Annotated in this window: 22 protein-coding genes; 14 read left to right on the forward strand and 8 right to left on the reverse strand. The window is 63.6% G+C overall.

Annotated features, from left to right (window positions below; all coding sequences use genetic code 11):
• The first annotated feature begins 20 nt into the window (after positions 1 to 20).
• The 7 genes from cpaB to EPJ54_RS07665 are packed head-to-tail and all read left to right on the forward strand — an operon-like array spanning position 21 to position 8,101.
• The gene (cpaB, locus tag EPJ54_RS07635) at positions 21 to 818 is read left to right on the forward strand and encodes a Flp pilus assembly protein CpaB (RefSeq protein WP_135211045.1); all 798 of its coding nucleotides are present in this window, start codon (positions 21 to 23) and stop codon (positions 816 to 818) included.
• Complete coding sequence (locus EPJ54_RS07640; RefSeq protein ID WP_135211046.1) at positions 818 to 2,476, forward strand: type II and III secretion system protein family protein; 1,659 nt, start codon at positions 818 to 820, stop codon at positions 2,474 to 2,476. The genes cpaB and EPJ54_RS07640 overlap by 1 nt, the downstream gene beginning before the upstream one ends.
• A gap of 8 nt (positions 2,477 to 2,484) precedes the next feature.
• The gene (locus EPJ54_RS07645) at positions 2,485 to 3,168 is read left to right on the forward strand and encodes a CpaD family pilus assembly protein (RefSeq protein WP_167755622.1); all 684 of its coding nucleotides are present in this window, start codon (positions 2,485 to 2,487) and stop codon (positions 3,166 to 3,168) included.
• Between the two features lie 8 nt (positions 3,169 to 3,176).
• On the forward strand, positions 3,177 to 4,625 hold the full coding sequence (locus EPJ54_RS07650; protein WP_135211048.1) for a CpaE/TadZ family protein: 1,449 nt from the start codon (positions 3,177 to 3,179) through the stop codon (positions 4,623 to 4,625).
• An 8-nt stretch (positions 4,626 to 4,633) separates the two neighbouring features.
• Positions 4,634 to 6,142, forward strand: coding sequence for a TadA family conjugal transfer-associated ATPase (locus EPJ54_RS07655; protein ID WP_135211049.1), 1,509 nt, complete (start codon positions 4,634 to 4,636; stop codon positions 6,140 to 6,142).
• Complete coding sequence (locus EPJ54_RS07660) at positions 6,142 to 7,122, forward strand: type II secretion system F family protein (protein WP_135211050.1); 981 nt, start codon at positions 6,142 to 6,144, stop codon at positions 7,120 to 7,122. Before EPJ54_RS07655 ends, EPJ54_RS07660 begins: the two co-directional genes overlap by 1 nt.
• A 10-nt stretch (positions 7,123 to 7,132) precedes the next feature.
• Positions 7,133 to 8,101 (forward strand): type II secretion system F family protein, encoded by a 969-nt coding sequence (locus EPJ54_RS07665; protein WP_239590796.1) that lies wholly within the window; start codon positions 7,133 to 7,135, stop codon positions 8,099 to 8,101.
• 3 nt (positions 8,102 to 8,104) lie between these two features.
• On the opposite strand, the gene EPJ54_RS07670 is transcribed toward EPJ54_RS07665, so the two are convergent.
• From EPJ54_RS07670 to EPJ54_RS07680, 3 genes are all read right to left on the reverse strand, one after another.
• Complete coding sequence (locus tag EPJ54_RS07670; protein ID WP_135211051.1) at positions 8,105 to 8,869, reverse strand: class II aldolase/adducin family protein; 765 nt, start codon at positions 8,867 to 8,869, stop codon at positions 8,105 to 8,107.
• Between the two features lie 10 nt (positions 8,870 to 8,879).
• Positions 8,880 to 9,914 carry a TauD/TfdA family dioxygenase gene (locus tag EPJ54_RS07675; protein WP_135211052.1) on the reverse strand — a complete coding sequence of 345 codons (1,035 nt, stop codon included), beginning with the start codon at positions 9,912 to 9,914 and terminating at the stop codon, positions 8,880 to 8,882.
• 113 nt (positions 9,915 to 10,027) lie between these two features.
• Positions 10,028 to 10,816, reverse strand: coding sequence for a tetratricopeptide repeat protein (locus EPJ54_RS07680; protein ID WP_135211053.1), 789 nt, complete (start codon positions 10,814 to 10,816; stop codon positions 10,028 to 10,030).
• Positions 10,817 to 10,895: 79 nt separating this feature from the next.
• Between EPJ54_RS07680 and EPJ54_RS07685 the strand changes: the two genes are divergently transcribed.
• A complete protein-coding gene (locus EPJ54_RS07685) occupies positions 10,896 to 12,278 on the forward strand; it encodes a leucyl aminopeptidase family protein (protein WP_135211054.1) in 1,383 nt (460 codons plus the stop codon).
• On the opposite strand, the gene EPJ54_RS07690 is transcribed toward EPJ54_RS07685, so the two are convergent.
• Positions 12,275 to 12,649: a DUF6768 family protein gene (locus tag EPJ54_RS07690; protein WP_135211055.1), complete on the reverse strand. Its 375-nt coding sequence runs from the start codon at positions 12,647 to 12,649 to the stop codon at positions 12,275 to 12,277. The two genes, EPJ54_RS07685 and EPJ54_RS07690, sit on opposite strands and share 4 nt — an antisense overlap.
• A complete protein-coding gene (locus EPJ54_RS07695) occupies positions 12,646 to 13,185 on the reverse strand; it encodes an RNA polymerase sigma factor (protein WP_167755623.1) in 540 nt (179 codons plus the stop codon). The genes EPJ54_RS07690 and EPJ54_RS07695 overlap by 4 nt, the downstream gene beginning before the upstream one ends.
• A gap of 228 nt (positions 13,186 to 13,413) precedes the next feature.
• Between EPJ54_RS07695 and EPJ54_RS07700 the strand changes: the two genes are divergently transcribed.
• A complete protein-coding gene (locus tag EPJ54_RS07700) occupies positions 13,414 to 13,788 on the forward strand; it encodes a MarR family transcriptional regulator (protein WP_135211057.1) in 375 nt (124 codons plus the stop codon).
• Between the two features lie 78 nt (positions 13,789 to 13,866).
• On the opposite strand, the gene EPJ54_RS07705 is transcribed toward EPJ54_RS07700, so the two are convergent.
• Positions 13,867 to 14,505 (reverse strand): c-type cytochrome, encoded by a 639-nt coding sequence (locus EPJ54_RS07705; protein WP_135211058.1) that lies wholly within the window; start codon positions 14,503 to 14,505, stop codon positions 13,867 to 13,869.
• Positions 14,506 to 14,644: 139 nt separating this feature from the next.
• Between EPJ54_RS07705 and EPJ54_RS07710 the strand changes: the two genes are divergently transcribed.
• Complete coding sequence (locus EPJ54_RS07710) at positions 14,645 to 15,361, forward strand: 3-deoxy-manno-octulosonate cytidylyltransferase (protein ID WP_135211059.1); 717 nt, start codon at positions 14,645 to 14,647, stop codon at positions 15,359 to 15,361.
• Here the strand turns inward: EPJ54_RS07710 and EPJ54_RS07715 are convergent.
• Positions 15,358 to 15,906, reverse strand: a complete 549-nt coding sequence (locus EPJ54_RS07715; protein WP_135211060.1) for a hypothetical protein — start codon at positions 15,904 to 15,906, stop codon at positions 15,358 to 15,360. The two genes, EPJ54_RS07710 and EPJ54_RS07715, sit on opposite strands and share 4 nt — an antisense overlap.
• A gap of 25 nt (positions 15,907 to 15,931) precedes the next feature.
• The gene (locus EPJ54_RS07720; protein WP_135211061.1) at positions 15,932 to 16,804 is read right to left on the reverse strand and encodes an alpha/beta hydrolase; all 873 of its coding nucleotides are present in this window, start codon (positions 16,802 to 16,804) and stop codon (positions 15,932 to 15,934) included.
• 52 nt (positions 16,805 to 16,856) lie between these two features.
• Here EPJ54_RS07720 and EPJ54_RS07725 point away from each other — a divergent pair, with 52 nt between their 5' ends.
• The 4 genes from EPJ54_RS07725 to EPJ54_RS07740 all read left to right on the forward strand — a co-directional run bounded on the left by EPJ54_RS07725 (position 16,857) and on the right by EPJ54_RS07740 (position 19,556).
• Positions 16,857 to 17,708 carry a prephenate dehydratase gene (locus EPJ54_RS07725; RefSeq protein ID WP_135211062.1) on the forward strand — a complete coding sequence of 284 codons (852 nt, stop codon included), beginning with the start codon at positions 16,857 to 16,859 and terminating at the stop codon, positions 17,706 to 17,708.
• 38 nt (positions 17,709 to 17,746) lie between these two features.
• Positions 17,747 to 18,289: a sigma-70 family RNA polymerase sigma factor gene (locus EPJ54_RS07730; RefSeq protein WP_135211063.1), complete on the forward strand. Its 543-nt coding sequence runs from the start codon at positions 17,747 to 17,749 to the stop codon at positions 18,287 to 18,289.
• Positions 18,286 to 18,924: an NrsF family protein gene (locus EPJ54_RS07735; RefSeq protein ID WP_135211064.1), complete on the forward strand. Its 639-nt coding sequence runs from the start codon at positions 18,286 to 18,288 to the stop codon at positions 18,922 to 18,924. Before EPJ54_RS07730 ends, EPJ54_RS07735 begins: the two co-directional genes overlap by 4 nt.
• A gap of 110 nt (positions 18,925 to 19,034) precedes the next feature.
• Positions 19,035 to 19,556, forward strand: coding sequence for a hypothetical protein (locus EPJ54_RS07740; RefSeq protein WP_135211065.1), 522 nt, complete (start codon positions 19,035 to 19,037; stop codon positions 19,554 to 19,556).
• Positions 19,557 to 19,562 lie beyond the last annotated feature (6 nt).

Raw genomic sequence — 19,562 nt, forward strand, 5'->3', positions numbered from 1 at the left:
GCACGCGGGGAGTATTGATCATGTCAGCCCGTCAGCTGATCGTTTTGGGCATTGCCGCGCTCGCCGCAATCTTGGCGCTCGTCCTTATTCGCGGCGTCATAGGTTCGCGCCCAGCGGAAACGGCCGAAGCGGCTACCCCCGTCGCCGGTGAGCAAGTGCTCGTGATCACGCGCGACGTTGCGCAGGGCGCGGCGCTCACGCCGAGCGATCTGGGCGTCGCCCTCTTCCCTGAGGGCTCGATTTCGCAGGCTTACGTGCGCATCTCCAGTCAACCTTCCGCGCAAGCTGATTTCGTCGGCGCGATCACACGTCGCCCGTTCGTCGCTGGTGAACCGGTCACGACGGCTTCGGTCGTGCAGCCTGAAGGTCGCGGCGCGATGGCCGCCTTGCTGCAGCCAGGCTTCCGCGCGGTCGCGATCGAGATCGATCCCGAGACGGCCGTCGGCGGCTATCTGCAACCAAACGACCATGTCGACGTGCTCGTCACGCACACGGACAATAGCGGCGGCACGGAACAAGTGCGCAGCGACGTCGTGCTCGAAGACATCCGCATCCTCGCGCTCGGCGACACAACCCAACCGAACAACGGTGGCGAAGGCCCGACCAAAGTCGTCGCCGCCGTCGCCGTACTTGAATTGAGCGCCGACGACGCGCGTGCGCTGGCGATGGCGACCGAGCTTGGCACGGTCAGCCTCGCGCTCCGTGGCGTGCAAGCAGAAACCGTCGGCATGAGCGCCAACAGCTCTCGGCACGGCGTCAGTCAACAATCAGGCGCCGTACGCGTGCATGCGTATGGCAACGTGGTCGGAGGCAATTGATGAGCCCCGGAAAGTCCCTTCGCGTCACTTTGGCCACGGCGCTCTCCGCCGCTATGGCCATGACGCCCGGCTACGCCGCCGCGCAAGTCGAGCCGCCAAGCGCGAGTTCGATGCGGATCAGCCACGGCGGCGGCGCGCAATCGGCGTCGCTGGTTCTGCCATTCGGCAAGTCCGCAATCATCGATCTCCCGGCTGACGCCCGCGACGTCCTGATCTCGAACCCCGCCATCGCCGATGCGACGGTGCGTACAGCGCGCCGCGCCTATGTGATCGGCCGCGCGCTCGGCCAAACCAACATCTTCTTCTTCGACGCGCAGGGCCGTCAGATCGCCAACGTCGAAATCCGCGTTGAGCCGGACGTCGATCCGCTCAACGAAATCCTGCGTCGTCACGCGCCGGATGCGAACCTGCGCGCCGAAGCGGTGAACGGCTCGGTCGTGCTTTCTGGCAATGCCCGCAGCGCGTCGGAATCCGACCGCGCGCAGCAGATCGCCAACCAATATATCGCCACCAGCGGCGCGAACGCGGGCGGGCAAAACCGCGTCGTGAACCTGATCGCCGTGCAAGGCAGCGAGCAGGTGCTCGTGCGCGTGCGCGTGGTTGAGATGAGCCGCACGCTGGTGCGCCAGCTTGGCATCAACGGCAATTACGAGGAGATGATCAATCGTCTCCTGCCGGAAGACGCCTTCGTCTCGCTGCTCACGCAGAACGGCTTCTCGATTAACGGCCAGGTCCTTGGCGGCCTGACCGGCTCCGGCGGCGTCGCCGAAAACATCTTGGTCCCAGGCTCCCTCACCTATCCGAGCGGCACGGCGGGCAACGGTGCGAACCCAAGCGCCGGCGGCGTCGGCGGCTATGGCTTCGACAATGGCGGCACGGCTGATCCGATCGACGACGTGGTGACCTACGGCCCCGCGCAAACGCAAACCACGCGTCAAACCGACGCCTCGATCGAAGCGTTCGAGCGCGCCGGCCTGCTCCGTGTGTTGGCCGAACCGAATCTCACCGCCATCTCGGGCGAAGCCGCACGCTTCCTCGCTGGCGGCGAATTTCCGGTGCCTATCAATTCGGACGACGGCCAGATCACGGTTGAGTTCAAGCCGTTCGGTGTCGGCCTTGCCTTTACGCCAGTCGTGATGTCGGGCGGCCGCATCTCGCTCAAGGTATCGACCGAGGTCTCCGAACTCACATCAGACGGCGCCATCTCCACCGGCGACGTGCCGATCCGCAACGCGGACGGCACCACGACCGTGATTCGCGGCATCAACATTCCGGCGCTGCAAGTGCGCCGCGCCGAAACGACGGTCGAAATGTCGTCCGGCAGCTCGATCGTGCTTGCCGGCCTCATTCAAGAACGTACGCGCCATGCCGTCGAAGGCGTGCCGGGCGCGATGAATACGCCGGTTCTCGGCGCACTCTTCCGCTCACGCGACTTCATCAACAACGAGACAGAGCTCGTGATCATCGCGACGCCTTACCTCGTGCGCCCGACCTCGCCGGAAAATCTCCGCACGCCGGCCGACGGCTTCATGAACCCGAGCGAGGGCGAAAGCGTCCTCACCGGCCGTCTCAACTCCATTTATCGCCCCGCCAACGGTTCGCGCACGGCCAGCAATGACGGCCGCCTGCAAGGCCCGCACGGCCACGTCATCGAATGAGGCATCCCATGAAAAACCGCCTCCCCGTTCTTGTTCTGGGTCTCAGCGCACTCGGCGCCTGCGCCAGCGTGCCGACACCCGAAGGCCCGCCCGTCCCGACCGCGGCCGATCGCCACCGCATCGAGGTGACGCAATCGAACGAGCGTGTCGAAATCCCGGTGTCCGCCGGCGACGCTTCGCTCTCGACTGGCGCGCGCGCGCAAGTGCGCAATTTCGCCAGCGGTTATCTGCGCTACGGCCACGGCGCGCTGGTCATGAGCACGCCGTCGAACAGCGCGAATGCGGATGCCGCGTCGCTGCTCGCCAACGAAACCCGTATGGCGCTGGTTGAAGCTGGCGTCTCCTACGTCGCCGTCGCCGGCTCGACCTACGATGCATCTGGCGCGGGCGACGCGCCGATCGTGTTGAGCTTCGCGCGGTTTGAAGCCGAAGCGCCGGAATGCGCCCCGCTCTGGGAGCAAGACCTCGCGCACCAAAGCAACAACCAACCTTGGGCGAGCTTCGGTTGCGCCACCAACGCCAATCTTGCGGCGATGATCGAAGATCCGGCCGACCTGCTGCGTCCGCGGGACATGGACCCGCGCGACAGCAACCGTCGCAGCACCGTTATGGAAGCGTATCGCGCGGGTGAGCAAACCCACGCGGATCGTAGCGCGGACGAACGCGTCAGCATCAGCAACGCGGTACAATAGGACCGGCCATGAACCAGTCGAATCCTGATCCTTCCTGGAGCCTCGGTGCGGACGACGAGTTCGTGCTTGAGGACGATGACACCTTTGGCACGGGTGATCTCGAAGGTGGCGACTTGCCGCCGTTCGATGTGGCGCCAGCGCCCGCCGCCGCAAATGACGACGCAGCCGCGTTCGAGGCTGCGCAGCAAACCGAGTCCTACGGGCTCAGTGCACCGATCGTCGCCACCCCGGTGCTGCCGCGCGACATGGGCGTGATCACCGAACAACCGGTGCCGCGCATCACCATCCATGCGGTGTGCGATCGTCCTGAAATCGCTGATATGTTCGCCGGTATCAGCGCCGATCGCCGCATGGCGCGCGCTGAGATCACGGTCGAAGGCGGCGGCATCGAAGCCGCGATCGTGCGCTTCGCCAGCCAAGCCAGCCCCAACCTGCTCATCATCGACTCGATGCAGCAGGGCCCGATGATGCTGCACAATCTCGACCGGCTGGCCGAGGTGATCGAGCAAGGCACGAAAGTTGTCATCATCGGCGCGGTGAACGATATCGCGCTCTTCCGCGAATTGATGGCGCGCGGCATCAGCGAATACATCGTGCCGCCTCTCCAACCGCTGGATATCATCCGCACAATCTGCGGGCTCTACGTCAATCCAGACAAACCATTTGCCGGTCGCGTCGTCGCGGTCATCGGCGCACGTGGCGGCATCGGCGCCTCCACGATCGCGCACAATCTGGCCTGGTCGATCGCCGAGCGTCAGGAATCGAGCGCAACGCTGCTCGATCTCGATCTCTCGTTCGGCACCGCCGCACTCGATTTCAACCAAGACCCGCAGCAAAATATCGCCGACGCCCTGCTCGCGCCGGATCGCGTGGATGACGTGTTCCTTGAGCGCGTGATGACGAAGCAGACGCAACGTCTGCAGATGCTCACCGCGCCGGCGACGCTCGAACGTGAATTCGAACTCGACTCGCAATCGTTCGAAATGGTGATCGACCGTGTACGCCGCACGAGCCCCTACGTGGTGCTCGATCTGCCGCACGTCTGGACATCGTGGGTGAAGCAAACGCTGCTTTCGGCCGATGACGCCATCATCGTGGCCGGTCCAGATTTGGCCAGCCTACGCAACACAAAGAACATCATGGACCTGCTGAAGGCCATGCGCCCCTACGATTCACCGCCGACCGTGGTGCTCTCGATGGTGGGCGTGCCGAAGCGTCCGGAAATTCCGTTCAAAGATTTCGCCGAAGCATTGGGCGCAGAGCCCATCGCCTCGTTCCCCTTTGACCCGCCGCTCTATGGCATGGCCGCCAACAACGGCCAGATGATCGGCGAAGTCGCAGCGCAGTCGAAGGCAGCGCTTTCCATCGATGCGCTCGCCGCATCGCTGACGGGTCGCAAACCGGTGGAGACGAAGAAGCCGTCTCTCGCGGACAAGATCCCGTTCTTGAAGCGCTAGGGTTTTGAATGTTCGGAAAGCGTAGCCAGGACGGAACGCCGAGCGCTCAGCCGATGGCGCCAGCTTCTGCTGCGCCGCGACCAGCAGCAGCGCCTGCAGCTGCACGTCCAGCCGTGGCCCCAGCGCCGCGTCCGGCTGCAGCGCCCGCGCCACGCCCTTCCGCGCCTGCCGCCAGCGCACCGACGCGCTCGCCGCCGCCGCCGCCCGCGCCCGAACCTGCTGACGGCCCAGAATATCGTTCCGAGGCGTATTACCGCGTCAAATCGACAATTTTCAACGCGCTGATCGAAACCATCGATCTGACGCAACTCGCGCAGCTCGATCCAGAATCGTCGCGCGACGAAATCCGCGACATCGTTGCGGAAATCATCTCGATCAAGAACGTCGTTATGTCGATCTCCGAGCAGGAAGCCCTGCTCGATGACATCTGCAACGACGTGTTGGGCTACGGCCCGCTGGAGCCGTTGCTCGCGCGCGACGATATCGCCGACATCATGGTCAACGGCGCCAACGCCGTGTTCATCGAAGTCAACGGCAAGATTTCCAAGACCGGCATCCGCTTCCGTGACAACGGCCAGCTGATGAACATCTGCCAACGCATCGTGAGCCAAGTTGGCCGCCGCGTGGATGAAAGCTCACCGATCTGCGACGCGCGCTTGCCGGACGGCTCACGTGTCAACGTTATCGCGCCGCCGCTTGCGATCGATGGCGCAACCCTCACCATCCGGAAATTCAAAAAAGACAAGCTGAAGCTCAGCAACCTCGTTGAGTTCGGCTCGATCTCGCCGGCCGGCGCAAAAATCCTGCAGATTATCGGCGCATGCCGATGCAATGTGCTGATCTCCGGCGGTACCGGCTCGGGCAAGACGACTTTGCTCAACACGCTGACCGCCTTCATCGATCCGACCGAACGCGTCATCACCTGCGAAGACGCCGCGGAATTGCAGCTGCAACAGCCGCATGTGGTGCGTCTCGAAACGCGACCGCCAAACCTGGAAGGTTCAGGCGCGGTCACGATGCGCGATCTGGTCAAGAACTGCCTGCGTATGCGCCCTGAACGCATCATCGTCGGCGAAGTCCGCGGCCCTGAAGCGTTCGATTTGCTTCAGGCCATGAACACCGGCCACGACGGCTCGATGGGCACGCTGCACGCCAACACGCCGCGCGAAGCGCTTTCCCGTCTTGAATCCATGATCACGATGGGCGGCTTCTCGCTGCCGGCGAAAACCATTCGCGAAATCATCGTCGCCGCTGTCGATGTCGTCATCCAAGCGCAACGTCTGCGCGACGGCTCGCGTCGGATCACGCAGATCACCGAAGTGCTCGGCCTTGAAGGCGACACCATCATCACACAAGATTTGCTGCTCTACGAAATTCAAGGCGAAGACCAGAACGGCCGCATAATTGGTCGCCACAAAGGCACGGGCGTCGGCCGTCCGCGCTTTTGGGAGCGCGCGCGCTATTTCGGTCTTGAGAAAGAATTGGCGCAAGCTCTCGACGAGACGGAGAACGCTTGATGGATCCGACGCTGATCGCCGCCGTCTTGGCGTTCGTCGCGATTGGCGGCATTGGCCTCGCATTCACCGGCGGCGCCAATCAGCCGGCCATGGGTTCCAAGCGCGTCAAGGCCGTCGCGAATGCGCGCACCGCGAACAAGAGCAAGCAATCGGCGGATTCTGCGGCACTGAAGCGCCGTCAATCCACACAAGAAGCGTTGAAGGAGCTCTCGGCCAACGAGAAGCAATCGCGCAAGCGGCGCCACTCGGTGAAAGGCCTGATCGCGCAAGCTGGTCTCAGCATCACGCCAAGCGTGTTCTGGATCATCTCGGCCGTGGTCGGCGTCGTGCTCGCCGCTATCGGCTTCTTCATCAAGGGCCCGCTCGGCGCAGCTTTGGGCTTCTTCATTGGCTTTCTCGGCCTGCCACGCTGGGCGCTGGGCGTCATGGTCGGCAAGCGCCAGAAGATTTTCGCGAACCAGCTGGCCGACGCCATCGACGTGATCGTGCGCGGTGTGAAATCGGGCCTGCCGCTCAATCAATGCTTGCGCATCATTTCCGCGGAAAGCCCTGAGCCGTTGAAGAGCGAGTTCCAAGCCCTGGTCGATGGCCAAGCCATGGGCGTGCCGCTCGATGTCGGCATGCAGCGTATGTACGAAAACATGCCGCTGCCCGAAGTGAACTTCTTTTCGATTGTGCTCGTCATCCAGCAAAAAACCGGCGGCAACCTTTCGGAATCGCTGGGCAACCTCTCGACGGTGCTGCGCTCACGTAAGCTGATGAAGGAAAAGGTGAAGGCGCTCTCGGCGGAAGCCAATGCGTCGGCCATGATTATCGGCTCGCTGCCGGTTATCGTCATGGCGCTCGTGTATTTCACGCGCCCCTCCTACATCATGATCCTCTTCAACGAACCAGCGGGCCACCTCGTGCTGATGGGTGCGGCGACCATGATGTCGCTGGGCATCTTCATCATGCACAAGATGGTCAACTTCAAATTCTGAGGCCTTGGCAATGGATATCGTCAAGACCCTCACCGACCCCACCAACATCGCGGCCTTCCTCGCCGCCGGCGCATGTTTCGCGACGGTGATGACGCTCGCCTCGCCGATGTTAAGCGGCAACAAGCTCGACTCGCGCTTGAAGGAAGTCGCCAAGAAGCGCGAAGAATTGCGCAAGAAGAGCCGCGCCGATCTCGCGCGCGGAGGTTTGCAGCACAAAGGCGCCAACCAATTCGCCAAAGGCCTGGTCGACAAATTCGATCTGCAAAAGGCGCTGGCCGACGAAACGCTTTCGGAAAAGCTCATCCGCGCTGGCCTTCGCGGCCAAGCCGCGCAGACGATGTTCTATTTCTATCGCGCAGCGCTGCCGATTGGCTTTGCCGTCGCCGCCTTGGCCTACGTGTTCATTCTTGGCGGCCATCACCAATTTCAAATGAAGCTGGCGATTGTCGTCGGCGCGGTGGCGGCCGGCTTCTATGCGCCGGGCCTCTATCTTAAGAACCTCGCCGAGACTCGTCGCAGCAAGATCATGGAAGCGTTTCCGGACAGTCTGGACATGCTGCTGATCTGCGTCGAAAGCGGCATGTCCGTGGAAATGGGTCTGCAGCGCGTCGGTCAGGAAATTGCGCCGGCCTCGGTCGAACTCGCGGAAGAGTTTGCGCTGACGACGGCAGAGCTCTCCTATTTGCCCGAGCGCCGTATGGCGTACGAAAATCTCGCGCGCCGCACTGATCACCCCGGCGTCAAAGCTGTCGCTATGGCGCTGACGCAAGCCGAGAAATACGGCACGCCCGTGGGCCAAGCGCTGCGCGTGATGGCCAAGGAAAATCGCGAAATGCGCTTGGCCGAAGCGGAGAAGAAAGCCGCGTCGCTGCCGCCGAAGCTGACGGTGCCGATGATCGTGTTTTTCCTGCCCGTGCTGTTCGCCGTGATCATTGGCCCGGCCATCATCCAAGTCTCGCAGATGATGAACGGCCAATAGGCCTTACTCTTTGTAGCGAACGCCCATCCGGTCGAGCTTGCGCGTGAGCGCCGGCCAGAAGAACTCACGCATCAACGGCCCAAGCTTGCCCTCACCTGTCTGCTCGAAGACCTTGTCCTGCGCGTCCGCCGACGGCAGGTGCAGCCCCTGCGCCATCGAGAGCGTGCGCACTTGGATCTGACACGCCTGCTCCAGCAGATACATTTTCACAAACGCCTCGGCGACCGTGCCGCCCACTGAAAGCGTGCCGTGATTGCGCAGCAGCATGAGTGATTTGTCGCCAAGATCACGCTGTAACCGTTCCCGCTCATCCAGCTCAAGCGCCACGCCCTCGTAATCGTGGTACGCCAGATCGTGGATCACGCTTAAAGCGCCTTGATTGAGCGGCATAAGCCCCTGCGCGATCGCAGAAACAGCGATGCCGTCGCGTGTATGCAAATGCATCACGCAGCCCGCGTCGGGTCGCGCCAAATGGATCGCGCTATGGATGACGAAGCCCGCTGGATTGATCGCGTGCGGCGTGGGCGACAAGATTTCGCCCTCCGCATTGATCTTCACCAGATTGGACGCGGTGATTTCATCGAACATCAGCCCCATCGGGTTGATGAGAAAATCCTCCGTGCCCGGCACGCGCGCTGAGATGTGCGTGGCGATCAAATCGTCCCAGCCGAACAGCGCCGTGAGCTGATAGCAAGCTGCAAGGTCGCAGCGCACGCCCCATTCGGCCGCACTCACGCTTTCCCTGATCGAATGGATCGTCGCCGACATCGCGCCGCTCCTAATTCATCAACGCGACTTGGACGTTGCGATCGCCTTGGTACGGGTTGCGGCCGTGCGCGACGAAGAAATTGTCGAGCAACATCACATCGCCCGCACGCCACGGAAACGCGACGGTGAGTGAATCATAGATCGGGAAAACGGAATCGATATCGTCCGGATCGACAGGCTCGCCGTCGCCGTAGCACGCTTCATAGGGCTTCGGCTTGCCGCCATAGATGCGCTGGAACATCGCCGAGCGCTCGGGCCCCAGATTTTTCGGCGACCAGAAATGTTGCTGCGCGAGTTGGTTGAACCAAATCTCCTCGCCCGTGACCGGATGCTTGCGCACGCCCTCGCCGCGATAGCGCGTCGTCATGCTGCCATCGGCGCACCATTCGACCTCGAGCCCCATATCCTCGCACGCCGCCTGCGCCACGGCGGGATCGGTCGTTGAAAACGCGTCCGTCCAAGGCCGATGCACTGCGTCGAGTGCTGCGTCGCCTGTGCTCACGTCAGGTGTGCGGAAATTGCGCGTGTAGAGCACGCCGCGTTCACGCACCCGGTCGCGGAAGTTCGGATTGAGCGCACGATCGAACTTGCGCATGTCGGCGATGATCGTCTCCCCGCCCGTATGCGGCGCGACTTGGCAGAAGAACGCCAGGCGCTTCGGGAAATGCGGCAGGTACGCCATTTCCTGGTGCAGCACGATCTTCATGTCCGGCGGCGCACGCGTCGCTTCAAACACTTTGCCCGCCACAGCGGCGCGTGGCGTCGCCCCGCCCGCATAGTCGAACGCCGTCGACGGAAAGAGCTCGACCAGCGCATTGAACGCGTTGGTGTCCGGAAATGGTAACCCACGCAGCACGATCGCGCCAACGATCACCTGCAGCGCATCGAGTTCCTTGCGCCGCGTCGTCACCCAATCGAGTGCGGCGGCGAGATCGGTGCGCAGCACCTCACGACGCGGCTCGATGAAGGCCGGCAAACCAAACGGATGCAGCGTGACGGATACGTCGTCGCCCAGCACGGCTGTCGCCGCGTCATAGCCCTTCATGCGCTTCTCCCTCACGGCGCGATCGATGCGCGCTCGAATTTGGGAGAGAGCGTAACCGCGGTTTTTGCGATCACGTTCTGCAGAACACGGCAGGCTTCGGTGTTTTTGGGGCGTTAGCCGCCGCGGCCGAGATCGCCCCAGCGACGCGGATCACTCAGCAAACCGCGCAGATATTGAATATTCGCCGCGGCTTGCGCCGGCGGCAGGTCGATCCGTTCAATTTGTTCCGCCTCGTCGAACCGGCCTTGCAGCGCAAGCGAGATCGCCAGATTTTGGCGCGCTTCGGCCGGCGCATTCGGCAGCGCGATCGCTTGGCGTAGGATCGGCTCAGCATTTTCCGGCTCACCCGCCATAAGGTGCGACACGCCCATATTCGTCAGCACGCGCGGATCATTGGGCTGGATCGCCAGCGCTTCCTGGTAGGCGCGCCGCGCTTCGGTGTAACGGCCGAGCTGATCGAGTGCTGCGCCCAGCGCCGAACGTACGCGCCAATTCTGCGGGTCCGCCCGCGCCACGAGAGCAAGCGGACGCAACGCCTCCTGCGGCCGGCCGCTGGCGATCTGCGCCAGGCCGTACGTTGTGAGCAATTGGGGATCCTCAGGAAAGCGGCCGAGCGCTTCCGCCGACATTTGCACAGCGCGGTCGATACGCCCGCCCTTGCGCAGCGCTTCTGAAAACCGTTGCGCCGCTTCGATGTCGTTCGGGAAGGTCTGATACTCAGCCGCCCAGAACGCCATTTGCGTCAGCATATCTTCACGGGCGATACGCTGGCGCGCCTCGCGATCCACACGCGGCGTATCGGCGGTCAGCGCTGCACTTGCGCCGCCGCCAGCGCCGTCGCCAGTCGTGGCGCAGGCGGCGAGCGTGGAGAGGGCGAGCAAAGCAGCGGGCAAACGGGACATGGGCCGCGAATCCTAACAATTCCGCACACGCTGCCCCGACATGCTCAACAAAGGCCTAACGGCGTACTAGGTATTTGAAATGACCAGCCTGCCCTTCCTGACCGACAAAGACGCCCCCGCCGTTCCGATCCACGCCATCCGCACCGGCGAATGGAGCCAGTGGATCGAGCGCCACTCGGAAACCCTGCGCCGGCTCGCCGCCGCGCACGATTTTCAGGCGCAGAACGCCCGCATCCTGCTCGTGCCGGCCACGGACGGCGCGATTGAGCGCGTGCTGTTTGGCGTCGGCGACAAAGCCAACGTCAACGTCATGGGCGCGCTGGCGCAGCATCTGCCGGCGGGCGATTATCGCATCGCGTTCGGCCCGCGCGAATTTGCGCCGACGCAGGTGGCGATCGCTTGGGGTTTGGGCGCCTACGCGTTCGATCGCTACAAGAAGCGCAAGCGCCCCGCACCCAACCTCGCGCCGCAGGACGGCGCCGACATGGCCGAAGCGGCGCGCATCGTTTCGGCGACTTGGCTGGTGCGCGATCTCGTCAACACACCCACCAACGATATGGGCCCGGACGCGCTGCACGCCGCGGCCGAAGCCATCGCGCAAGCCCACGGCGCGGATTTCGAAGCGATCGTCGGCGACGCGCTGATGGAACAGAATTATCCGCTGATCCACGCCGTGGGACGCGCCGCAGCGCAAGCGCCGCGTCTGCTGCACCTCTCGTGGGGCGACATCAGTGCGCCCCGCTTGGCGCTCGTCGGCAAAGGCGTGACGTTCGATACGGGCGGGCTCGACATCAAGCCCTCCGCCGGCATGCGCATGATGAAGAAAGACATGGGCGGCGCCGCCCACGCGCTCGCGCTGGCGCAGATCGTGATGGAGGCGAAACTGAATGTGCGCCTCGATCTCTTCTTGCCCGTCGTCGAGAACGCGATTTCGGCGGATGCCTTCCGACCAGGCGATGTGATCAAGAGCCGCAAAGGTTTGACGGTCGAGATCGACAACACCGATGCCGAAGGTCGCTTGATCCTCGCCGATGCTCTCGCGCGCGCGAGCGAAGATAAGCCTGCGCTGTTGCTCGATTTCGCCACGCTTACGGGCGCTGCGCGCACCGCGCTTGGCCCCGATATCCCGCCCTTCTTCGCCAATGACGAAGCGCTGGCCACCGAGTACGCGCAAGCCTCGCTCGAAACCTCCGATCCGATTTGGCGCATGCCGCTTTGGGATGCATATGACGGCGACATGGATTCCGGCATCGCCGATCTGAAGAACACCGGCGACGGCGCATTCGCCGGGGCGATCTTCGGCGCACTCTTCCTGCGCAAATTCGTGAGCGCGCCAGCGTGGGCGCATTTCGATGTCTTCGCCTGGGCGCCCAAGGAAAAGCCGTCGCGTCCAGCAGGCGGCGAAGCGCAAGCGTTGCGCGCCTCCTGGCGTGTGATCAAGGGCCGTTTCGGCGGCGCTTAAACCGCGTCGCGCGCCGACAAGCGCGCAACCTGAAGCTCAAGCCGCTTCACTTCGCGGAGGATCATGTTCTTGTGCATGTCCATCCAGAAATAGATTTTGAGCATCGCAACACCGAGCATCGAAAGCAGCGCGCCGCCGACCCAAAGCACGACATCGCGCAAGTCCGCGACGCTGAACGCGTTCCAGGCGCACCAGACGAAAACGCCAAACAGCGCGAACGTCACGATTGCCGCGAACACGTTCAGCGCGCCCCATTGACCGCGGAACGTGCCCAGCACTTCGCCGAACGGCGTTTCATTTTCGAAGCGCGCCAAGAAGGCCGCGTCCTCCGCCGACAAAGCCTGGCGGATGGCTTGATCGAGATTGGTCATTTCGCTTCTCCAAAATGTTTGCGCAGCGTTTGGCGCGCGGCGAACAAACGTGATTTCACAGTACCGGCCGGAACACCGGTGATGGCGGCGATGTCGGCAACGCTCATGTCCTCACCGAAAAACAAACTGACGGCGACACGCTGCTCCACCGGAAGCTGTTTGAGCGCCGCGACAAGATCGATGCGCGCATCATCGGTTGCCGGCGCGATCGTTTCGCAACGCTCCGCGACAGCGTCGCCAATGCGTTTGTCGCGATATTTCGCCCGCAGCGCGTCCGTACATTTGCGTGCGGCGATGGCGTAGAGCCATGGTGCAAAGCGTGCTGGATCGTCCAGCCGCGCGAGCCCGCGCAGAGCACTCTCCCACGTGTCCTGCACCGCATCGCGCGCCGGCTCAACGGCTCCAAGCGTGCGCCCCGCGAAAGCCAGCAGCTTCGGCGACCAGCGCGCCACCAGCCGCTCGGCCGCCTCGCGCGAGCCGCCCTGGGCCAGCAGAACGAGATACTCGTCCAGCGCATGTTCTAAACCTCGCGTCACACCCACAGCCCTTCTGCGCTTTAAGTCGCGCGGCAAGTGGATTTGGTTCGATCGGCGCTGGCGAAATCGGCGCCCTTAAAGCCCATGAGCGCTAAGGCTCGTTCCGGGTTCCGAAGGATAGATGTTGTTAACCATTTCGGCTTGCCCACAAGATGTTGTGGTTGCGGACTTGCATCGACCCCCAAATCAGCGAATCTTCCACTTGCGATTCAATTGAAGGGGAGCGGCATGGAGCTCGGTCAGAACCAAGTAGAAGCTTTGGACCTGTGGCGTCGGGTTACCGTCACCACGGTTCGTTCGGATGCGCCGGATCTCACGGCCCGCCAACTCGCGGTGCTGATGACGGTGCGTCTGCAGCCGGCGCCGCACACGGTGCGGGGCCTCGCCTCCGCGCTGAACGTCGGCAAGCCGGCGATCACCCGCGCGCTCGACACGCTGTCGCGTCTGGGCTTCGTCCAGCGCCGTCGCGATCCGAAGGACGGCCGCAACGTGTTCGTGGAGCGCACCGATAAGGGCGACGCCTTCCTCGACATGCTGGGCTCGACGATCCTGCAGGGCGAAGGCGAAACTCAAGCTCGTCCGGCGCTCGCGGTCGCTTCGTAAACGGCAGCGACACGGCAGATACAAGAACGGCGTCTCGGGAGACCGAGACGCCGTTTTCTTTGGTCGATCTTGAAATCGTTACGGCGTGGCCGGCGGCGGCGCGCCTTCGGCGGGAGGCGCCGCGCCATCGGCTGGTGCGCCCTCGGCCGGCGCAGCTTCCGGCAACGGCGCCGGCAGCGGCACGCTGTTCGGCGAGATCGAGCGCAGATAGGCGATCATGGCGACGCGGTCGGTATCATTACGAAGGCCCGCAAAGGCCATCTTCGTGCCGCGCACCGCTGTGGACGGCGAACGCAGGAAATCATCTAGCGCCAGATAATCCCAAGTGCCGCCGTGCGCCTGCATGCCCTCGGAATATTCAAAGCCGGCGTGCGCAGCGACCGCATGGCCGAACGCTTCGTGGAGGTTCGGGCCAATGCGGTTCGGGCCGCCCGCTTCGAACGTGTGGCAGGACGTGCACTGCGCTGAGACGCGTTGGCCTCGGGCGATCAATTCTTCCAGCTGCGCAGCGTCAGCAAAGAGACGACCGAAATCCGGCGGGCCAGCTGGTTCGGCGGGGCCGCCGCCGCCGGGCGTTTCAACGACCTCGGGTAGGAAGCCGGCCTTCTCCGGATAATTGGCGTGCACGATCGCGTCGGCGCCGACGCCCACCACCATCACGCCTAGAACCGAAGCGAGAACCGCCCCGAAAATCGAATTCAGCCGAAGATCGCTCATTGCCCTGCCCTGATGGCCGATCGCTTAAAAGTTCGGGGCGTTATGACCTGCGTCGGGGCGCTCGCCAAGCTGGGCGCGGCGTCTTGGCGCCCCTCCAGCGCACTTGCGCGGCGAACCGCCGCACGGAATACCCGAGCGCATGAAGTCTGTCGTCGTCATCCCGGCCCGCATGGCCTCCACCCGCCTGCCCGGCAAACCGCTGGCCGATATCCACGGGAGGCCGATGATCGCCTGGATGGTCGAGCTGGCGCAGCGCGCGAATGCCGGCCCTGTGCTCGTTGCAGCGGCGGAACCGGAAGTTGCCGCCGCCGCGCGCGCCGCTGGCGCCGAGGTCGCAATGACTGATCCCGATTTGCCGTCAGGCTCAGACCGCGTGCACGCCGCGCTACAAGCGTTCGATCCAGGCGGCGCCTACGATGTGGCGGTAAACCTGCAAGGCGACATGCCGACGATGCGCGCGCAAGATGTTGCGAAAGCACTCGCGGCACTGCGTGACGGCGCCGATATCGCAACCTTGGTGTCGCCATCGACCGATGCTGGCGAACGCGAAAATCCAAACGTCGTAAAAGCCATCCGCGCCGTGGACGGCCGCTGCCTCGCCTTCACACGCGCCGCCGCGCCGTGGGGAGACGGTCCGATCGAACGCCACGTTGGCGTCTATGTTTACAGACGCGATGCGCTGGCGCGCTTCGTCGTCGCCGCGCCTTCACCGCTGGAATTGCGCGAAAAGCTCGAACAACTCCGCGCGCTCGAAATGGGCATGATCATCCGCGCGGACGCGATCAGCGATTTCCCCAAAGGCGTCGACAGCCCGCCCGACCTCGAAGCCGCGCGGGCTGTGCTAGCCAAGCGTTAGCCAGGAAACGTCTGGAGCCCGACCTGCTCGATGCCGCCGTCGCCGTAGATCACGCAGCTCAAGCTCTCCATGCCCTGCACGTAGCAGAACATCGGGTCATTCGCCGTGCGCATCGCTTCGTAGCTTTCGCGCGTGTAGCCATCGTTCAGATAGAATGGAAACTCGCCATTCTCCGGGCCCGTCGCGTTCACCGGCCATTCCGGCAGCGCCGACGTACTCTGCATCGTAGAGCTGTTCGTCGTCCATTCGCCAAGCGCCGCGTTCATCGCGGCCGGATCGTGCGCGGGCGCGAGCGTCATGATGTCGGACGATATCCGCGCATCCGCCCAAATCGGCTCGCCGCTTTGGTTGCGGATCACAAACGTCGCGACAGCGCGCGCGCAATCTGGCCCGACCGTATTGGCTTCGACGGACAAACTCTCTTCGCCCACAGTCCAAACGCCGACGCCACGCGCGTCGCAGCCCTCGGACATGACCTCCGCCTCTTGCGCTGGCGTACAAGCGGCCAGCAACGTCAGCGCGCCAGCGATCAACATCATCCGCATCTGCGTCTTCCTCCCCGCCGGGAGCTTAGCGCGCCAATCCCTCGCGCATCAATGCGCCAACTTCTTGCAGCGCCTTGATCGCGGTTTTGGAGGATGCCGTCAGATTGAGCCCACCATGCGTCAGCGCCGCGTATTTGCGCTCGGTCACGCGCACGCCCGCCTCGCGCAATTTACCGACAAACGCCTTCGCGTCCGCGCGCACCGGATCAAGCGGCCCACCACCTGCAACGATCGTCGCCGGTGACGCCGAGAGATCGACATCTAGCAAGGATGGCAACGCTTCCGCGCCCAAGAAGCGCGCGATATAGAACGCGGCGGCGCGGCCGAGGAAACGGAAATTCCGCAACTCTTCTTCCGCCCATAGAGAATCCTGCACGTGGATCAACGGATAGAGCAGTACTTGCAGTGGCACGGCGCCCGGTGTGATCCGATTAATCTCCAACGCCATCGTGGCGGCGAGATACGCGCCAGCACTATCGCCGGCGAGCGCGAGCTTATCGGGCGCTGCGCCAAAGCTCTGCGCATTCTGAAACGCCCACGCGCACGCCGCGCGCGCATCTTCGATCTGCCCAGGAAAACGTGTCTCTGGCGCGAGCCGATAATCAACAGACAGCACACGCCCCGCGGATTCCTTGGCGAGATGCGAGCAAATGGAATCGTGCGTATCGATATCGCAAGTGACGAAGCCGCCGCCGTGGAAGAAGAGCGTCATGGGTGCAGGCGTCGCGTCGACCGCCTCGTAATAGCGCGCGCGCAGCTGACCAGCCGGTCCGGGAATGTGCAGGTCTTCGACCTTCGCCAAGCCGCTCGCCCGCGCCTTCGGCGTCACCAGAAGCGCACGCAAAGCGCGCCGGTTCTGCTCCAGGACCGCGAGTTCAGCTTTTTCAATGAAACTCATGAGGCGACGCCCCTACCCGAACCCTGGCGCTTACGCTAACGCTCGCCGCGTCATGTCAAAGCTAGTTGTCCACGACCGCATTTCATTTCAAGGCGAACCTGGCGCGAATTCCCATATCGCGGCCAACGAAGCCTTTCCCGAACTCGAAGCTCTGCCGTGCCCGAGCTTTGAAGACGCGTTCGCGGCGGTGAGCGAAGGTGCGGCGCGCTATGCGATGATCCCGGTGGAAAACTCTGTCGCGGGCCGCGTCGCTGACGTGCACCACCTCATTCCCGAATCGGGACTGTTCATTATCGGCGAACATTTCGTCCCGATCCGGCATCAATTGATGGGGCTTGAAGGCGCGACGCTTGAAGGCCTCACGCATGTGCGCTCGCATCCTCAAGCGCTTGGCCAATGCCGCAAGCAATTGCGTGCGATGGGCGTTGAGGCGGTCAAGACGGCGGACACCGCAGGCGCGGCGCGCGAGATCAAAGAACTCGGCGATCCAAAAATCGGCGCGCTCGCCTCTTCGTTGGCGGCGGATATCTACGGCCTAAAGATTCTCAAGGCCGACATGGCCGACGCGGCGCACAACACGACGCGCTTTCTCGTGTTCGCACGCGAACCGCAAGACGCCGCACAAGACAGCGGGCCGTGCATGACAAGCTTCGTCTTCCGCGTGCGCAACGTGCCGGCCGCCCTTTACAAAGCACTCGGCGGTTTCGCGACCAATGGCGTTCAGATGACCAAGCTCGAAAGCTACATCGAAGGCGGCGCGTTCTCGGCGGCAATGTTCTTCGCCGAAGTGGAAGGCCACCCCGAAGACCGCAACGTGCGGCTGGCCCTGGAAGAAGCCAGCTTCTTCTCGTCCATGCTCAAAGTGTTGGGCGTTTACCCTGCAGCGCCGTTCCGGCGGCAGTAACCGGGGCGCTCCCCCAATCGTAGAAAGCTCTGGAGGGAATGGCGGACGAAGCCGAACTCAGAGCCTTGTTGCTCAAGGGCCTCGCCGGCGACGAGGCGGCCCACCGCGCATTCCTGACGGAAGCGGCGGCGCTGTTGCGCGCCTTCTTCCGCAATCGTTTGCGAAGCCGGCCTGAGGACGCCGAGGATCTGGTGCAAGAGACATTGGTGGCGCTGCACACCCGCCGCGACAGCTACGACCCGAGCTACCCGCTGACAGCCTGGATGTACGCGATCGCGCGCTATCGCCTGATCGATTTCCTCCGCCGCGCCGGCCGCCGCAATCATGCTTCGCTCGACGGCGTCGATGTCGGCGACGTCGATCCCGTTTATGAGGCGACGGACGCTAAGCACGACATCGGCGTGCTGCTCGGTCAATTGCCGGAGAAGCAGCGCAAGGCGATCCAGCTTGTGAAGCTCGAAGAGAAAAGCGTCCGCGACGCCGCGACCGAAACGGGCCTCACCGAATCCGACATCAAAATCTCCATCCATCGCGGCTTGAAGACGCTCATGCGTCTGATGGCCGGGGAAGGCGCGTCATGAAGACCGATCAACTCATCGACATGCTCTCGCGCGGCGTCGAACCCGCCGACAAGCCGCGCTGGAAGCGCAAACTGGCGATCACGTTGCTGGTTGGCTTGGTGGTTGGCGTGCTGCTTGTGGCGATTGGCTTGGGCGTGCGGCCCGACATTGGCGCAGCGCGCATGCCGGTGATGTGGAAGACGTTGTTCTCCGCTGCGGCGGCGGTCGTGATCTTGCCGCTGGCGTTGCAATTGATGCGGCCTGGCCGCCCACTCGGCTGGCGCATGGGCGCGGTGGCGATCTTCTTCGCGCTGTGCGCCTTGGCGACGATCATCGCGCTTATGGGCGAAATGCCGGAGCGACGCTGGGAAGCGTGGATGGGCGGCGCGGCCTTCCCGTGGTGCGTGGTGCTGATCCCCGTGATCGCAGCGCCGACGGCCATCCTGCTCGTTTGGTTGATGCGCGCCTTCGCGCCGACACGGCTCACAATGGCGGGCGCTGCGATAGGCGCGCTCTCCGGCGGCATCGGCGCAATGGCCTACGCGATGTATTGCCCAACGGATTCGGTAGCGTTCGTGACGACCTGGTATTCACTGGCGATCGCCGTGTGTGCAGCACTGGGCGCGCTGATCGTCTCCAAGTTTTTGCGCTGGTAACCAACTTTCTGACCGCCGGCTTCCAGCGGCTGTAACCACGCACGAGCTTCAAACGACCTTCCCTCCATAGACCACATGCCGGCTGGAAGCCGGCGGTCCGAGGGATTGTCATGCTCAGCCACATCAAGCGCTATGCGCCGATCGGCATTTCGTTGTTCGCAGCCGTCGTGTTTCTCGACAGCCTGCGCTTCAAATTCACCGATCACCCCAACACGCAAGAAATCTTCGGCCGGCTTGACGGCTGGGCCGGTACGCTCGGCGCACCGGGCCTCTTCGGTCATACCGGCCTCTTTAGCCAATACGTCATCGGCTCGGCCGAATTGTTGGCGTCGACACTGCTGCTCGTCGGCCTGCTGCCACGCTTCGTCCGCCTCAACGCGCTCGGCGCTCTGATCGGCTTCGCCGTGATGAGCGGCGCAGTCAGCTTCCACCTTTTCACGCCGCTCGGCATCGACCCGAACAATGACGGCGGCGGCTTGTTCGCCGCGGCTCTCACCATCTGGTTCAGCGCGATCGCGCTGCTCATGATCCGTCGCGCCGAACTCATCGGCCTCGTGCGCGATCTCGCCCGCGCTTTCGTTCCAACACCCACACCTGCCGCCGCGCCACGCCGCGCGCCAGCTCACGCTTGAGAGTAC

It is taken from the genome of Vitreimonas flagellata (assembly GCF_004634425.1).
Classification (GTDB): domain Bacteria; phylum Pseudomonadota; class Alphaproteobacteria; order Caulobacterales; family Aquidulcibacteraceae; genus Vitreimonas; species Vitreimonas flagellata.

Excerpts from the sequence above, each read along its gene's own strand:
- EPJ54_RS07715 (WP_135211060.1), bottom strand. The coding sequence starts at position 15,906 with ATGCGGATGATGTTGATCGCTGGCGCGCTGACGTTGCTGGCCGCTTGT.
- EPJ54_RS07675 (WP_135211052.1), bottom strand. The coding sequence starts at position 9,914 with ATGAAGGGCTATGACGCGGCGACAGCCGTGCTGGGCGACGACGTATCC.
- EPJ54_RS07735 (WP_135211064.1), top strand. The coding sequence starts at position 18,286 with ATGAAGACCGATCAACTCATCGACATGCTCTCGCGCGGCGTCGAACCC.
- cpaB (WP_135211045.1), top strand. The coding sequence starts at position 21 with ATGTCAGCCCGTCAGCTGATCGTTTTGGGCATTGCCGCGCTCGCCGCA.
- EPJ54_RS07720 (WP_135211061.1), bottom strand. The coding sequence starts at position 16,804 with ATGAGTTTCATTGAAAAAGCTGAACTCGCGGTCCTGGAGCAGAACCGG.
- EPJ54_RS07730 (WP_135211063.1), top strand. The coding sequence starts at position 17,747 with ATGGCGGACGAAGCCGAACTCAGAGCCTTGTTGCTCAAGGGCCTCGCC.
- EPJ54_RS07725 (WP_135211062.1), top strand. The coding sequence starts at position 16,857 with ATGTCAAAGCTAGTTGTCCACGACCGCATTTCATTTCAAGGCGAACCT.
- EPJ54_RS07740 (WP_135211065.1), top strand. The coding sequence starts at position 19,035 with ATGCTCAGCCACATCAAGCGCTATGCGCCGATCGGCATTTCGTTGTTC.
- EPJ54_RS07690 (WP_135211055.1), bottom strand. The coding sequence starts at position 12,649 with ATGACCAATCTCGATCAAGCCATCCGCCAGGCTTTGTCGGCGGAGGAC.
- EPJ54_RS07665 (WP_239590796.1), top strand. The coding sequence starts at position 7,133 with ATGGATATCGTCAAGACCCTCACCGACCCCACCAACATCGCGGCCTTC.
- EPJ54_RS07685 (WP_135211054.1), top strand. The coding sequence starts at position 10,896 with ATGACCAGCCTGCCCTTCCTGACCGACAAAGACGCCCCCGCCGTTCCG.
- EPJ54_RS07705 (WP_135211058.1), bottom strand. The coding sequence starts at position 14,505 with ATGAGCGATCTTCGGCTGAATTCGATTTTCGGGGCGGTTCTCGCTTCG.
- EPJ54_RS07710 (WP_135211059.1), top strand. The coding sequence starts at position 14,645 with ATGAAGTCTGTCGTCGTCATCCCGGCCCGCATGGCCTCCACCCGCCTG.
- EPJ54_RS07660 (WP_135211050.1), top strand. The coding sequence starts at position 6,142 with ATGGATCCGACGCTGATCGCCGCCGTCTTGGCGTTCGTCGCGATTGGC.
- EPJ54_RS07655 (WP_135211049.1), top strand. The coding sequence starts at position 4,634 with ATGTTCGGAAAGCGTAGCCAGGACGGAACGCCGAGCGCTCAGCCGATG.
- EPJ54_RS07680 (WP_135211053.1), bottom strand. The coding sequence starts at position 10,816 with ATGTCCCGTTTGCCCGCTGCTTTGCTCGCCCTCTCCACGCTCGCCGCC.
- EPJ54_RS07640 (WP_135211046.1), top strand. The coding sequence starts at position 818 with ATGAGCCCCGGAAAGTCCCTTCGCGTCACTTTGGCCACGGCGCTCTCC.
- EPJ54_RS07700 (WP_135211057.1), top strand. The coding sequence starts at position 13,414 with ATGGAGCTCGGTCAGAACCAAGTAGAAGCTTTGGACCTGTGGCGTCGG.
- EPJ54_RS07670 (WP_135211051.1), bottom strand. The coding sequence starts at position 8,869 with ATGTCGGCGACGATCCATTCGATCAGGGAAAGCGTGAGTGCGGCCGAA.
- EPJ54_RS07650 (WP_135211048.1), top strand. The coding sequence starts at position 3,177 with ATGAACCAGTCGAATCCTGATCCTTCCTGGAGCCTCGGTGCGGACGAC.
- EPJ54_RS07645 (WP_167755622.1), top strand. The coding sequence starts at position 2,485 with ATGAAAAACCGCCTCCCCGTTCTTGTTCTGGGTCTCAGCGCACTCGGC.